Origin of the sequence: Pseudomonas sp. LTJR-52 (assembly GCF_003691465.1) — a bacterium.
GTDB classification, from domain to species: Bacteria; Pseudomonadota; Gammaproteobacteria; order Pseudomonadales; family Pseudomonadaceae; genus Chryseomonas; species Chryseomonas luteola.
Map to the genome: position 1 here is coordinate 4,196,423 of NZ_CP033105.1, position 13,309 is coordinate 4,209,731.

Genomic DNA, 13,309 nt, shown 5'->3' on the forward strand with positions numbered 1-13,309 from the left:
CTAACGTTCGGTGACTAATAACGATCAGGCTGTAGCCTTATCGTCCTTCTTAAGACTTGCCGGGGGCCAGTTGTCCAGGCGCATGCCAAGCGACAAACCACGTGAAGCTAGGACATCCTTAATCTCGGTAAGCGACTTCTTACCTAGATTAGGCGTCTTGAGCAGCTCTACTTCGGTACGCTGAATCAGATCACCGATATAGTAGATATTCTCAGCTTTCAAGCAGTTAGCCGAACGGACGGTCAGTTCAAGGTCATCAACCGGACGCAGCAGAATCGGATCAATTTCGTCTTCCTGCTCAACGACAACAGGCTCACTGTCACCTTTGAGATCAACGAAAGCAGCCAATTGCTGTTGCAAGATGGTTGCAGCACGACGGATAGCTTCCTCAGGATCCAGAGTACCATTGGTCTCAAGATCAAGAACCAGCTTATCCAGGTTAGTACGCTGCTCAACACGAGCGTTTTCGACCACATAGGCCACACGGCGAACCGGGCTAAAAGAGGAATCGAGCTGCAGGCGACCAATCGCACGCGTCTCGTCTTCTTCACTCTGGCGAGCATCAGCCGGCTCATAGCCACGGCCACGAGCAATCTTAAGCCGCATGTTCAGCGAACCGTTATCAGCCAGATGAGCAATGACATGATCGCCATTGACGATTTCAACGTCATGCTCAAGCTGAATATCGGAAGCCAGAACGGGACCTTGACCTTTCTTGGAAAGGGTCAGAGTCACCTCGTCACGACCATGAAGCTTGATAGCCAGACCTTTAAGGTTAAGCAGGATTTCAATAACGTCTTCCTGCACGCCTTCGATTGCGCTGTACTCGTGTAGTACGCCATCAATTTCGGCTTCGACCACCGCGCAGCCAGGCATGGAGGACAACAAGATGCGACGAAGCGCGTTGCCCAAGGTATGACCAAAACCGCGCTCGAGAGGCTCGAGCGTGATTTTGGCGCGGGTTGGACTGACCGCCTGCACATCAATGTGCCGGGGGGTCAGGAACTCATTTACCGAACTCTGCATGGATGCACCTATTTTCTAGCCCTTACTTGGAGTAGAGCTCGACAATCAGGTTTTCGTTGATGTCGGCGGAAAGGTCGCCACGAGCCGGAACGCTCTTGAACGTACCAGACTTCTTCTCGGAGTCGACTTCTACCCACTCAACACGACCGCGCTGGGCGCAAAGCTCGAGAGCTTGGGCGATACGCAGTTGATTCTTTGCCTTCTCGCGTACTGCTACCACATCACCAGGCTTAACTTGGTAGGACGGGATGTTTACAGTCTGACCATTAACAGTAATGGACTTGTGAGAAACCAGCTGGCGAGACTCTGCACGAGTAGCACCGAAACCCATACGGTAAACAACGTTATCCAAACGAGTTTCTAGCAGCTGCAGCAGGTTTTCGCCTGTTGCACCTTTGCGACGAGCAGCTTCTTTGTAATAACCAGCAAACTGACGCTCCAAGACGCCGTAGATACGGCGAACTTTTTGCTTCTCACGTAACTGCAGGCCATAGTCGGATAAACGACCACGACGCTGACCGTGAGCTCCAGGAGCAGTTTCAATATTGCACTTAGATTCAATCGCGCGCACACCGCTCTTCAGGAAGAGATCGGTGCCTTCACGGCGGGACAGTTTGCACTTGGGACCAATGTAACGAGCCATTTCTTACTGTCTCCTATTACACGCGACGCTTCTTCGGCGGACGGCATCCATTATGCGGGATGGGCGTCACGTCGGTAATGCTGGCGATCTTGTAACCACAGGCGTTCAATGCACGCACTGCAGACTCACGGCCCGGGCCTGGGCCTTTGACGTTTACGTCAAGGTTCTTGAGACCGTACTCAAGAGCTGCCTGTCCGGCACGCTCAGCTGCAACCTGGGCAGCGAACGGAGTGCTCTTACGGGAGCCACGGAAACCGGAACCACCAGAAGTAGCCCAGGACAACGCATTACCTTGACGATCAGTAATGGTTACGATGGTGTTATTGAAAGACGCATGGATGTGGGCGATGCCATCAACCACTGTCTTTTTGACTTTCTTACGAGGACGAGCAGCAGGTTTTGCCATGACTAAATTCCTGTCGATTCGCGGATGCGATTACTTGCGGATCGGCTTACGCGGGCCCTTACGGGTACGCGCGTTGGTCTTGGTACGCTGACCACGAACCGGCAGACCGCGACGATGGCGAAGGCCACGGTAGCAACCCAGGTCCATCAAGCGCTTGATATTCATGTTGAGTTCGCGACGCAGGTCACCTTCAGTGACGAGCTTAGCGACTTCATTACGCAGCTGATCGATCTGCTCGTCGCTCAGATCCTTGATTTTGGCGGACGGGCTGATGCCTGTGGCCGCACAGATATTCTGAGCAGTAGTGCGACCAATACCATAGATATAGGTCAGCGAGATAACAGTATGCTTGTTATCCGGAATGTTAACGCCTGCAATACGGGCCATTCTAGAAAAACTCCATGTGACAGCAACCCACGCCCTGGAAGCCAAGAAAAGGGCGCGAGATATTAACGCTGTAATAAAAAATGATCAACCCGACAGCACACTAGCTGTCGGGTTATACGCGTGTATTCACACTCAGCCTTGGCGCTGCTTGTGACGCGGCTCCGCGCTGCAGATCACCCGAACGACGCCGTCGCGACGGATGATTTTGCAGTTACGGCACAGCTTCTTGACCGATGCACGAACTTTCATCACCAACTCCTTAACCTTACGGGTACAGATCAGCGGAGCATTCCGCCGCCGTAGCCCTTCAGGTTGGCTTTCTTCATCAGAGACTCATACTGGTGGGATACAAGATGCGATTGGACCTGGGACATAAAGTCCATGACCACCACAACTACGATCAGCAGCGAAGTCCCGCCGAGGTAAAACGGCACGTTGGCTGCAACCACCAGAAACTGGGGCAACAAGCAGACCGCCGTCATATACAGGGCGCCGAACATGGTCAAACGCGTCAACACACCATCTATATAGCGTGCAGACTGCTCACCAGGACGGATTCCTGGAATAAACGCACCAGACTTCTTTAGGTTCTCGGCAACGTCCTTAGGGTTAAACATCAAGGCTGTGTAAAAGAAGCAGAAAAATATGATCCCCGCACTAAACAGCAAGATATTAAGCGGCTGCCCTGGAGCAATGGCCTGAGCCACATCCTGAAGCCAACCGAGCCCTTGAGACTGACCGAACCACGAGCCTAGCGAGGCCGGGAACAGCAAAATGCTACTTGCAAAGATAGCAGGTATGACACCCGCCATATTTACTTTCAGTGGCAAATGACTATTTTGCGCTGCAAACACCTTACGGCCTTGCTGGCGCTTAGCATAATGAACAGCGATACGACGCTGGCCGCGCTCGATGAAGACCACGAACGCAATGATAGCAACAGCAACAAGGCCCACAGCTATCAGAGCGAAGATATTAATATCGCCTTGACGAGCAGACTCGAAGGATTGACCAATCGCCCGCGGTAAGCCAGCAACGATTCCCGAGAAGATCAGCATGGAAATTCCATTACCAACACCTCGCTCGGTTATCTGTTCACCCAGCCACATCATAAAAAGTGCGCCCGCAACAAATGTGGTTACAGCAACAAAATAGAAGCTGAACCCTGCTGAAAAGGCTACACCTTGACTCGCCAGTCCTACAGACATACCCGTAGCCTGAACCAGCGCAAGCACGAGCGTACCGTAACGAGTGTACTGACTGATCTTGCGGCGACCAGACTCGCCTTCTTTTTTCAACTGCTCTAGCTGTGGGCTGATAGCAGTGAGAAGCTGCATGATGATCGATGCCGAGATATACGGCATGATCCCAAGTGCAAATATACTCATCCGCTCCAGCGCACCGCCAGAGAACATGTTGAACAGGCTAAGAATGGTCCCCTCGTTCTGCCGAAACAGTGCAGCCAATTGATCAGGATTTATACCTGGAACTGGAATATGCGCACCAATTCGATAAACGATGATTGCCAGAAACAGGAAGCGCAAGCGCGCCCACAGTTCCGACAAACCGCCATTGTTGAGCGCAGAGAGAGAACCTTGCTTAGCCATTTATTCCTCGATCTTACCGCCAGCTGCTTCGATAGCCGCGCGAGCACCCTTAGTGGCAGGAATGCCCTTCAAGGTAACAGCGTGACTGATTTCGCCAGAGAGAACGACCTTAACGCGCACAACGCTACGATTGATAACATTGGCATCTTTCAGCGCTTGCAAAGTGATCACGCCGCCTTCTACCTTTGCCAGCTCTGAAGTACGAACCTCAGCGCGATCAAGGGCTTTCAGCGATACGAAACCAAACTTCGGCAGACGACGGTGAAGGGGCTGTTGACCACCCTCGAAACCAGGAGCAACCTTACCGCCGGAACGGGAAGTAGCACCCTTGTGGCCACGGCCGCCAGTCTTACCAAGACCGCTACCGATACCACGACCTGGACGCAGCTTTTCACGACGTGCACCAGGAGCGGAACGTAGATCGTTAAGTTTCATAACTTAACCCTCCACACGCAATAAATAGTAAGCCTTATTAATCATGCCGCGGTTTTCTGGAGTATCCAGAACTTCAACGGTATGACCGATGCGACGCAGGCCGAGACCCTTGACGCAGGCTTTGTGATTAGCCAAACGGCCATTCACGCTTTTGATCAGCGTAACTTTAACAGTTGAAGTAGCCATGATCAGAGAATCTCCTCGACGCTCTTGCCACGCTTGGCCGCGACCGACTCAGGCGACTGCATGTGCTTCAAACCCTCAAACGTTGCATAGACAACGTTTACTGGATTAGTAGAGCCATAGCACTTAGCCAGAACGTTCTGAACGCCAGCTACCTCTAGAACGGCACGCATGGCACCGCCGGCAATGATACCCGTACCTTCAGAAGCAGGCTGCATGAAAACTTTGGATGCGCCATGAGCAGACTTCACTGGGTATTGAAGTGTGTTGCCGTTCAGATCAACCTGAATCATGTTACGGCGCGCAGCTTCCATAGCCTTTTGAATAGCTGCAGGAACTTCGCGCGCCTTACCACGGCCAAAACCAACACGACCCTTACCATCACCCACCACGGTTAGTGCAGTGAAAGCGAAGATACGGCCACCTTTAACGGTTTTAGCAACACGGTTAACTTGAACGAGCTTCTCGATGTAACCTTCGTCGCGCTTTTGATCGTTGTTTGCCATGACTTAGAACTCCAGCCCGCCTTCACGAGCGGCATCGGCCAGCGCCTTAACGCGACCATGATACTTGAAGCCAGAACGATCAAACGCTACTTGAGTAACGCCAGCCGCTTTGGCACGCTCTGCTACCAGCTTGCCGACCTTTTGCGCCGCTTCGATGTTGCTGGTTGCGCCTTCGCGCAGATCTTTGTCCAGCGTAGACGCACTGGCCAGAACCTTGCTGCCGTCGGCCGCGATGACCTGGGCATAGATGTGCTGAGAGGAACGGTATACGCACAGGCGTACAGTTTCCAGCTCGCGCATTCTCAGGCGTGCCTTGCGAGCGCGACGCAGTCGAGTTTCTTTCTTTACGCTCATTTGCTATGCCCTACTTTTTCTTGGCTTCTTTACGGCGAACGACTTCATCGGAATAACGTACACCTTTGCCCTTATAGGGCTCTGGCGGACGGAAATCACGAATCTCTGCTGCCACCTGTCCAACGAGCTGCTTATCAATACCCTTAATCAGGATATCAGTCTGGCTCGGGGTCTCAGCAGTAATGCCTTGCGGCAATTCATAGTCGACCGGGTGAGAGAAACCCAGGGAAAGCGAAAGAACCTGGCCCTTGGCCTGAGCTTTATAACCAACACCAACCAGCTGAAGCTTGCGCTCAAAGCCTTGGCTCACGCCAATGACCATATTGTTAACCAGCGCACGGGTAGTACCAGCCATGGCACGAGTCTGCTGATCACCATTACGAGCGGCGAAACGAAGCTCACCGGACTCTTGAGAGACTTCAACAGAAGGATGAACCTTAAGCTCAAGAGAGCCTTTGGAACCCTTAATAGAAAGCTGTTGACCAGCCAGGTTAATTTCAACACCGGCAGGAAGCTTAACGGGGTTTTTAGCAACGCGAGACATGCTTCTTCCCCTTAGAAAACAGTGCAGAGCACTTCGCCGCCTACACCAGCAGCACGGGCTGCACGATCAGTCATCACACCCTTGTTGGTGGACACGATCGATACACCCAAACCGCCGCGCACTTTCGGCAACTGGTCAACAGATTTGTACTGGCGAAGGCCAGGACGGCTAGAACGCTTAAGCTCTTCGATTACAGGCTTACCTTCGAAATACTTCAGCTCGATGGACAGCAGCGGCTTAACTTCCGTGCTGACCTGAAAACCCGCGATGTAACCTTCGTCCTTAAGGACTTTAGCTACCGCCACCTTCAGCTTGGAAGAAGGCATGCTTACGACGGACTTTTCAGCCATCTGGGCATTACGGATACGAGTTAGCATATCTGCTAACGGGTCCTGCATACTCATGGGCTTGTAGCTCCTAAATGCATAAATGAGCCTATAGCTCTGAAACTGCCCAGCCGAAAACATGCCGACTCGGGCGAGCCGGATATTCTAGTAGGCATACAAAAACGAATCAAGCCCCAAAAGGGGCTTGATTCGCATACTTACTGCAAATTGCTATGAAATTACCAGCTGGCTTTAACCAGACCAGGAACATCACCACGCATTGCAGCTTCGCGCAGCATAATACGCGACAGACCGAACTTACGGTATACACCGTGCGGACGACCAGTCAAACGGCAGCGATTACGCAGACGACTGGCGCTAGCGTCGCGCGGCTGCTTTTGAAGTGCAACCTGTGCAGCCCAACGATCTTCCGGAGAAGTGTTGGGATTGGCAATAGCTGCCTTTAACTCAGCGCGCTTAGCTGCAAACTTAGCAACCGTTTGCTGACGCTTCAGCTCACGGTTCTTCATGCTTTGCTTAGCCATACGTAGCTCCTATCAGTTACGGAACGGGAAGTTGAATGCACGAAGCAGTGCACGACCTTCCTCATCCGTACGAGCAGTTGTAGTCAGAGTAATATCCATACCGCGGAGCGCATCGATTTTATCGTAATCGATTTCCGGGAAGATGATTTGCTCTTTAACACCCATGCTGTAGTTACCGCGACCATCAAAGGACTTGGCATTCAGACCACGGAAGTCACGAACGCGCGGCAAAGAGATAGCCAGCAGACGATCCAGGAACTCGTACATGCGATCGCTACGCAGAGTTACCTTGACGCCAATCGGCCAACCATCACGGATCTTAAAACCAGCGATCGACTTACGCGCGTAAGTTACAACCGGCTTCTGACCAGCGATTTTTTCAAGGTCAGCCAGCGCATTGTCGATAATCTTCTTATCGCCTACCGCCTCACCAACACCCATATTCAGAGTGATTTTAGTGATACGCGGAACTTCCATCACGTTAGCCAGCTGAAGCTGTTCTTTCAGCTTGGGCGCGATGTCCTTCCGATAAACTTCTTTCAATCGTGCCATGGTGATCTACCTAGCAACCTTAAGCCTGAACCGCTTTCTGGTTCGACTTAAAGATACGAATTTTTTTACCGTCCTCTACCTTGAAACCTACGCGGTCAGCCTTGTTAGTTTCAGGATTGAAGATAGCAACGTTGGAGACATGCAGAGGAGCTTCCTTCTCAACAATGCCACCTTGCGCGCCCAGCATGGGGTTAGGCTTGGTGTGACGCTTGACAAGGTTAACACCACCAACAACCAAACGGTCATCAGCCAGAACCTTGAGCACCTTACCGCGCTTGCCCTTGTCCTTGCCTGCGATGACGATTACTTCATCGTCACGACGAATCTTTTGCATGACGGCTACTCCTTACAGCACTTCGGGGGCAAGGGAGACGATCTTCATGAACTTCTCAGAGCGAAGTTCACGCGTCACCGGCCCAAAGATACGGGTACCGATAGGCTCCTGCTTGTTGTTCAACAGAACAGCCGCGTTACCGTCGAAGCGAATGATGGAGCCGTCAGTACGGCGCACACCGTGCTTAGTACGCACCACAACAGCCGTCATCACCTGGCCCTTCTTCACCTTTCCACGAGGAATGGCTTCTTTTACGGTGACCTTGATGATGTCGCCAATACCTGCGTAGCGGCGATGCGAACCACCCAGCACCTTGATGCACATAACACGACGAGCACCGCTGTTATCGGCCACATCGAGCATGGATTGAGTCTGAATCATGGCTCTTCACCCTTACACTTGTACGGCGCGCTCAACGACATCAACCAGCGTCCACGCCTTGGTCTTTGCCAGAGGGCGGGTTTCGCGAATGGTGACCAGGTCACCAGCGCGGCACTGATTGTTTTCGTCGTGGGCGTGCAGCTTGGTGGAACGCTTGACGTATTTACCGTAGATCGGGTGCTTAACGCGACGCTCGATCAATACAGTGATGGTTTTGTCCATTTTATCACTGACCACTCGGCCGGTCAGTGTACGGACGGTCTTTTCAGCTTCAGCCATGATCACTTACCTGCTTGCTGGTTCAGCACAGTCTTGACACGAGCAATGTCGCGCTTCACTTGCGAGAGCATGTGAGACTGCCCCAATTGGCCAGTTGCCTTCTGCATACGCAGATTAAACTGGTCACGCAGCAGGCTGAGGAGCTGCTCGTTCAGCTCCTCGACGGATTTCTCACGTAATTCTTGCGCTTTCATTACATCACCGTCCGCTTAACAAAGGAGGTTTCAACGGGAAGCTTGGCAGCCGCGAGCGCAAAAGCTTCACGAGCCAGAACCTCAGAAACACCCTCGATCTCGTAGAGGACCTTGCCCGGCTGGATCTGGGCTACCCAGTACTCAACACTACCCTTACCTTTACCCATACGCACTTCAAGGGGCTTCTTGGTAACAGGCTTGTCCGGGAACACACGGATCCAGATTTTACCGCCACGCTTAACGTGACGAGTCAAGGCACGACGAGCTGCTTCGATCTGGCGAGCAGTAAGACGGCCACGGCCAACAGCTTTCAGCGCATATTCGCCAAAGCTTACTTTACTACCGCGATGAGCCAAGCCACGGTTGTGACCGGTCATCTGCTTGCGGAATTTTGTACGCTTAGGTTGCAGCATGATGCGTACTCCTTACTTAGCAGCTTTTTTACGCGGAGCAGGAGCTACAGGCTTAAGCTCTTCCTGGCGGCCACCAATGACCTCGCCTTTGAAGATCCAAACCTTCACACCGATCACACCATAAGTGGTGTGCGCTTCCGCAGTTGCGTAGTCAATATCGGCACGCAGTGTGTGCAGCGGCACACGACCTTCGCGATACCACTCGGTACGAGCAATTTCTGCCCCGCCAAGACGACCACTCACCTGAATCTTGATGCCTTTGGCACCAAGACGCATCGCACTCTGCACTGCGCGCTTCATCGCACGACGGAACATAACGCGACGCTCGAGCTGCTGAGCCACGCTTTGCGCAACCAGCGCACCGTCGAGTTCCGGCTTACGGATCTCTTCGATGTTGATGTGCACAGGCACACCCATTTGCTTGGTCAGGTCCTGACGCAGCTTTTCTACATCCTCACCTTTCTTGCCGATAACGATACCGGGACGAGCAGTGTGGATGGTAATGCGTGCAGTTTGCGCCGGACGATGAATATCGATACGGCTTACGGACGCGCTTTTTAGTTTGTCTTGGAGGTACTCACGAACCTTCAGGTCGGAGAGCAGATAATCAGCGTAAGTGCGCTTATCTGCATACCAAACGGAAGTATGCTCCTTGACGATGCCCAGGCGAATGCCATTGGGATGTACTTTCTGACCCATCTGATCGACTCCGTTACTTGTCCGCAACCTTGACCGTGATATGGCAAGACCGCTTCACGATGCGATCAGCACGACCTTTGGCGCGCGGCATGATGCGCTTCAGCGAACGCCCTTCGTTGACGAAAACCGTGGAGACTTTTAGGTCATCCACGTCTGCGCCTTCGTTGTGCTCGGCATTGGCAACAGCCGACTCCAACACTTTTTTCATGATCTCGGCAGCTTTCTTACTGCTGAAAGCCAGGAGGTTGAGCGCCTCGCCCACCTTCTTCCCGCGAATCTGGTCGGCGACCAAGCGGGCTTTCTGGGCGGAGATTCGAGCGCCCGACAGCTTAGCGGCTACTTCCATCTTTCCTTACCCCTTAACGCTTGGCTTTCTTGTCAGCCGCATGACCGCGATAAGTGCGGGTAGCAGCGAACTCGCCGAGTTTATGACCAACCATGTCTTCGTTGACTAGCACCGGGACATGCTGGCGGCCGTTGTGTACAGCGATGGTCAGGCCGACCATCTGCGGAAGAATCATCGAACGACGCGACCAAGTCTTAATTGGTTTACGATCGTTCTTCTCTACCGCAACTTCGATCTTCTTCAGTAGGTGAAGATCGATAAAAGGACCTTTCTTAAGAGAACGTGGCACAGTCGTATCCTCAATTCGTTACTTGCGGCGACGGACGATCATCTTGTCAGTGCGCTTGTTCGCACGGGTCTTCGCGCCCTTGGTCGGGAAGCCCCATGGAGACACCGGATGACGGCCACCGGAGGTACGACCCTCACCACCACCATGCGGGTGATCAACAGGGTTCATCGCCACACCGCGGACGGTTGGACGAATACCACGCCAGCGCTTAGCACCTGCTTTACCCAGGGAACGCAGGCTGTGCTCGGTATTGGATACTTCACCCAACGTTGCGCGACATTCACTTAGAACCTTGCGCATCTCGCCAGAGCGTAGACGCAGCGTTACATAAGCGCCTTCACGAGCAACTAGCTGGGCGGAAGCACCAGCTGAGCGGGCGATCTGTGCGCCTTTGCCTGGCTTGAGCTCAATACCGTGAACAGTACTACCTACCGGGATATTGCGCAGAGGCAAGCTGTTACCTGCTTTGATTGGCGCACCAGCACCAGAGATCAGCTGATCACCTGCTGTCACACCTTTCGGAGCGATGATGTAACGACGTTCGCCATCAGCGTACTTCAGCAGCGCGATGTGAGCAGTACGATTTGGATCGTACTCAACGCGCTCAACAACAGCCGGGATACCGTCCTTATCGCGACGGAAATCAACCAGACGATAGTGCTGCTTATGACCGCCACCCTTGTGACGAGTGGTGATACGACCGTTGTTATTACGGCCACCGGACTTACCCTGCTTCTCCAGAAGAGGAGCATACGGGGCGCCCTTGTGCAGATCAGCATTGACAACCTTGACCACGAAACGGCGGCCAGCGGAGGTCGGCTTGCATTTTACGATTGCCATGATGCCCCCTTACTTACTCAGCATTGCTGGAGAAATCGAGGTCTTGGCCCGGCTGGAGAGCAATATATGCCTTCTTCCAATCGTTACGCTTGCCCAGACCACGTGCGGTACGCTTAGTCTTACCCTTTACATTCAGGGTGCTAACACTGCGCACTTTAACGTCGAACAGCTGCTCGACCGCCTTCTTGATTTCCAGCTTGGTTGCATCAGTAGCAACCTTGAAAATAAACTGCTTTTGGTTTTCCGCTAGCACCGTTGCCTTCTCGGAGATGTGCGGACCAAGCAGTACCTTGAATACACGTTCCTGGTTCATCCCAGCAGCTCCTCGAATTTCTTCACGGCAGACACTGTGACCAAAACCTTGTCGTAAGCGATCAGGCTAACAGGGTCGGAACCCTGTACATCACGAACGTCAACGAAAGGCAGGTTGCGGGCAGCCAAGTAAAGGTTCTGATCGACGTTATCAGTCACAATCAGGACATCTTTCAGGCCAAGGCCGTCAAGCTTGTTTACCAACCCTTTAGTCTTAGGGGCATCGATAGAAAACTCGTCCACTACGACCAGACGATCCAGACGTACCAGCTCCGCCAGAATGGAGCGCAGCGCAGCGCGATACATCTTCTTGTTGAGCTTCTGCTCATGGTTCTGCGGCTTAGCAGCAAAAGTGGTACCACCGCCACGCCAGATAGGGCTACGAATAGTACCTGCACGGGCACGACCGCTACCCTTTTGACGCCAGGGCTTTTTGCCGCCGCCAGATACTTCGGAGCGAGTCTTTTGAGCGCGAGTACCCTGACGACCGCCAGCCATGTAGGCGACTACTGCCTGATGGACCAGCGTCTCGTTGAATTCGCCACCAAAGGCGCGCTCAGAGACTTCAATAGCCTGTGAGCCATTTACATTTAGTTGCATGTTCCGTTCCCCTCTTAACCGCGAGCCTTGGCTGCAGGACGAACAACCACATCACCGCCAGGCGCGCCAGGAATGGCACCCTTGACCAGAAGCAGGTTGCGCTCAGCATCAACACGGACAATTTCAAGGGACTGCACAGTTACACGCTCAGCACCCAGGTGACCGGACATCTTCTTGCCCTTGAACACTCGACCAGGAGTCTGGCACTGGCCGATAGAGCCAGGTGCGCGGTGAGAAACGGAGTTACCGTGAGTATTATCTTGGCCACGGAAGTTCCAACGCTTAATGGTACCGGCATAGCCTTTACCTTTGGACTGACCAGTCACATCGACCAGCTGTCCAGCTTGGAAAATATCAACCGTGATCTGATCACCAGCGTTGTACTCGCCTTCTTCAAGACGAAACTCCAGAACGCTACGACCAGCAGCAACGCTCGCTTTGGCAAAGTGACCTGCCTGAGCCTTGCTAACACGAGAAGCACGACGCTCACCCACTGTCACTTGAACAGCACGATAGCCATCAGTCTCTTCTACTTTCATCTGTGTTACACGGTTCGGCTCAATCTCGATGACTGTAACCGGAACGGAAACACCTTCCTCGGTGAAAACGCGGGTCATGCCGCACTTACGACCGACTACACCAATAGTCATTGTATAAACCTCTTGAGTGTACGGGGCTTTCACCCGCTATGGCCGCCCATTTCAGAGCGTTACACGACTAAAACTCCAAGGTTTTAGCCGAGGCTGATTTGTACTTCTACACCAGCAGCAAGGTCGAGCTTCATCAGCGCATCAACGGTTTTATCCGTTGGCTGGACGATATCCAGCACACGCTTGTGAGTACGAATCTCGTACTGGTCACGTGCATCCTTGTTGACGTGCGGAGAAATCAGCACTGTGTAACGTTCCTTGCGGGTAGGCAGAGGAATCGGACCACGCACCTGAGCACCAGTACGTTTCGCGGTTTCCACGATTTCCTGGGTGGACTGATCAATCAGGCGATGATCAAAAGCCTTCAACCGAATACGGATTTGTTGGTTTTGCATTTGACCTCAGACTCCAAGCTTTCCCCTCAGGCAGAATATGCCCGATAAAAGGAGGCGCAATTC

At 52.9% G+C, this 13,309-nt stretch carries 27 protein-coding genes; all 27 read right to left on the minus strand.

Annotated features, from left to right (window positions below; all coding sequences use genetic code 11):
- Nucleotides 1–24 precede the first annotated feature (24 nt).
- Nucleotides 25–1,026 (minus strand): DNA-directed RNA polymerase subunit alpha, encoded by a 1,002-nt coding sequence (rpoA, locus tag EAW52_RS19545; RefSeq protein ID WP_010796771.1) that lies wholly within the window; start codon nt 1,024–1,026, stop codon nt 25–27.
- 22 nt (nt 1,027–1,048) lie between these two features.
- Nucleotides 1,049–1,669: a 30S ribosomal protein S4 gene (rpsD, locus tag EAW52_RS19550; RefSeq protein ID WP_010796770.1), complete on the minus strand. Its 621-nt coding sequence runs from the start codon at nt 1,667–1,669 to the stop codon at nt 1,049–1,051.
- Between the two features lie 16 nt (nt 1,670–1,685).
- A complete protein-coding gene (rpsK, locus tag EAW52_RS19555) occupies nt 1,686–2,075 on the minus strand; it encodes a 30S ribosomal protein S11 (RefSeq protein ID WP_003093689.1) in 390 nt (129 codons plus the stop codon).
- 30 nt (nt 2,076–2,105) lie between these two features.
- A complete protein-coding gene (gene rpsM, locus EAW52_RS19560) occupies nt 2,106–2,462 on the minus strand; it encodes a 30S ribosomal protein S13 (RefSeq protein WP_010796769.1) in 357 nt (118 codons plus the stop codon).
- Nucleotides 2,463–2,594: 132 nt separating this feature from the next.
- Complete coding sequence (gene rpmJ / locus EAW52_RS19565) at nt 2,595–2,711, minus strand: 50S ribosomal protein L36 (protein WP_003281814.1); 117 nt, start codon at nt 2,709–2,711, stop codon at nt 2,595–2,597.
- 29 nt (nt 2,712–2,740) lie between these two features.
- Nucleotides 2,741–4,069: a preprotein translocase subunit SecY gene (secY, locus tag EAW52_RS19570; RefSeq protein WP_010796768.1), complete on the minus strand. Its 1,329-nt coding sequence runs from the start codon at nt 4,067–4,069 to the stop codon at nt 2,741–2,743.
- Complete coding sequence (gene rplO, locus EAW52_RS19575) at nt 4,070–4,504, minus strand: 50S ribosomal protein L15 (protein WP_019366103.1); 435 nt, start codon at nt 4,502–4,504, stop codon at nt 4,070–4,072.
- A 3-nt stretch (nt 4,505–4,507) separates the two neighbouring features.
- Nucleotides 4,508–4,690 (minus strand): 50S ribosomal protein L30, encoded by a 183-nt coding sequence (rpmD, locus tag EAW52_RS19580; RefSeq protein ID WP_010796766.1) that lies wholly within the window; start codon nt 4,688–4,690, stop codon nt 4,508–4,510.
- Nucleotides 4,691–4,692: 2 nt separating this feature from the next.
- A complete protein-coding gene (gene rpsE, locus EAW52_RS19585; RefSeq protein WP_010796765.1) occupies nt 4,693–5,193 on the minus strand; it encodes a 30S ribosomal protein S5 in 501 nt (166 codons plus the stop codon).
- A gap of 3 nt (nt 5,194–5,196) precedes the next feature.
- Nucleotides 5,197–5,547, minus strand: a complete 351-nt coding sequence (rplR, locus tag EAW52_RS19590; RefSeq protein ID WP_010796764.1) for a 50S ribosomal protein L18 — start codon at nt 5,545–5,547, stop codon at nt 5,197–5,199.
- Nucleotides 5,548–5,557: 10 nt separating this feature from the next.
- Nucleotides 5,558–6,091 (minus strand): 50S ribosomal protein L6, encoded by a 534-nt coding sequence (rplF, locus tag EAW52_RS19595; RefSeq protein WP_010796763.1) that lies wholly within the window; start codon nt 6,089–6,091, stop codon nt 5,558–5,560.
- Between the two features lie 11 nt (nt 6,092–6,102).
- A complete protein-coding gene (gene rpsH, locus EAW52_RS19600) occupies nt 6,103–6,495 on the minus strand; it encodes a 30S ribosomal protein S8 (protein WP_010796762.1) in 393 nt (130 codons plus the stop codon).
- Nucleotides 6,496–6,656: 161 nt separating this feature from the next.
- Nucleotides 6,657–6,962, minus strand: coding sequence for a 30S ribosomal protein S14 (gene rpsN, locus EAW52_RS19605; RefSeq protein ID WP_010796761.1), 306 nt, complete (start codon nt 6,960–6,962; stop codon nt 6,657–6,659).
- A gap of 12 nt (nt 6,963–6,974) precedes the next feature.
- A complete protein-coding gene (gene rplE / locus EAW52_RS19610; protein ID WP_010796760.1) occupies nt 6,975–7,514 on the minus strand; it encodes a 50S ribosomal protein L5 in 540 nt (179 codons plus the stop codon).
- A gap of 19 nt (nt 7,515–7,533) precedes the next feature.
- Complete coding sequence (gene rplX / locus EAW52_RS19615; RefSeq protein ID WP_010796759.1) at nt 7,534–7,848, minus strand: 50S ribosomal protein L24; 315 nt, start codon at nt 7,846–7,848, stop codon at nt 7,534–7,536.
- A 12-nt stretch (nt 7,849–7,860) separates the two neighbouring features.
- Nucleotides 7,861–8,229 carry a 50S ribosomal protein L14 gene (rplN, locus tag EAW52_RS19620; protein ID WP_007161241.1) on the minus strand — a complete coding sequence of 123 codons (369 nt, stop codon included), beginning with the start codon at nt 8,227–8,229 and terminating at the stop codon, nt 7,861–7,863.
- A 12-nt stretch (nt 8,230–8,241) separates the two neighbouring features.
- Nucleotides 8,242–8,508 (minus strand): 30S ribosomal protein S17, encoded by a 267-nt coding sequence (gene rpsQ / locus EAW52_RS19625; RefSeq protein ID WP_010796758.1) that lies wholly within the window; start codon nt 8,506–8,508, stop codon nt 8,242–8,244.
- A 2-nt stretch (nt 8,509–8,510) separates the two neighbouring features.
- Nucleotides 8,511–8,702, minus strand: coding sequence for a 50S ribosomal protein L29 (gene rpmC / locus EAW52_RS19630; RefSeq protein WP_010796757.1), 192 nt, complete (start codon nt 8,700–8,702; stop codon nt 8,511–8,513).
- A complete protein-coding gene (rplP, locus tag EAW52_RS19635) occupies nt 8,702–9,115 on the minus strand; it encodes a 50S ribosomal protein L16 (RefSeq protein ID WP_010796756.1) in 414 nt (137 codons plus the stop codon). The genes rpmC and rplP overlap by 1 nt, the downstream gene beginning before the upstream one ends.
- A gap of 12 nt (nt 9,116–9,127) precedes the next feature.
- Entirely contained in the window at nt 9,128–9,814 is a 687-nt protein-coding gene (gene rpsC, locus EAW52_RS19640; RefSeq protein WP_010796755.1) for a 30S ribosomal protein S3, read from the minus strand.
- Between the two features lie 13 nt (nt 9,815–9,827).
- On the minus strand, nt 9,828–10,160 hold the full coding sequence (gene rplV / locus EAW52_RS19645; RefSeq protein ID WP_003103908.1) for a 50S ribosomal protein L22: 333 nt from the start codon (nt 10,158–10,160) through the stop codon (nt 9,828–9,830).
- Between the two features lie 13 nt (nt 10,161–10,173).
- Complete coding sequence (gene rpsS, locus EAW52_RS19650) at nt 10,174–10,449, minus strand: 30S ribosomal protein S19 (protein WP_010796754.1); 276 nt, start codon at nt 10,447–10,449, stop codon at nt 10,174–10,176.
- A gap of 18 nt (nt 10,450–10,467) precedes the next feature.
- A complete protein-coding gene (gene rplB, locus EAW52_RS19655; protein WP_010796753.1) occupies nt 10,468–11,289 on the minus strand; it encodes a 50S ribosomal protein L2 in 822 nt (273 codons plus the stop codon).
- 13 nt (nt 11,290–11,302) lie between these two features.
- On the minus strand, nt 11,303–11,602 hold the full coding sequence (rplW, locus tag EAW52_RS19660; RefSeq protein WP_010796752.1) for a 50S ribosomal protein L23: 300 nt from the start codon (nt 11,600–11,602) through the stop codon (nt 11,303–11,305).
- Nucleotides 11,599–12,201 (minus strand): 50S ribosomal protein L4, encoded by a 603-nt coding sequence (gene rplD / locus EAW52_RS19665; RefSeq protein WP_010796751.1) that lies wholly within the window; start codon nt 12,199–12,201, stop codon nt 11,599–11,601. The genes rplW and rplD overlap by 4 nt, the downstream gene beginning before the upstream one ends.
- A gap of 14 nt (nt 12,202–12,215) precedes the next feature.
- Nucleotides 12,216–12,851 (minus strand): 50S ribosomal protein L3, encoded by a 636-nt coding sequence (rplC, locus tag EAW52_RS19670; protein WP_010796750.1) that lies wholly within the window; start codon nt 12,849–12,851, stop codon nt 12,216–12,218.
- A gap of 83 nt (nt 12,852–12,934) precedes the next feature.
- Complete coding sequence (rpsJ, locus tag EAW52_RS19675) at nt 12,935–13,246, minus strand: 30S ribosomal protein S10 (protein WP_003243886.1); 312 nt, start codon at nt 13,244–13,246, stop codon at nt 12,935–12,937.
- Nucleotides 13,247–13,309: the final 63 nt, after the last annotated feature.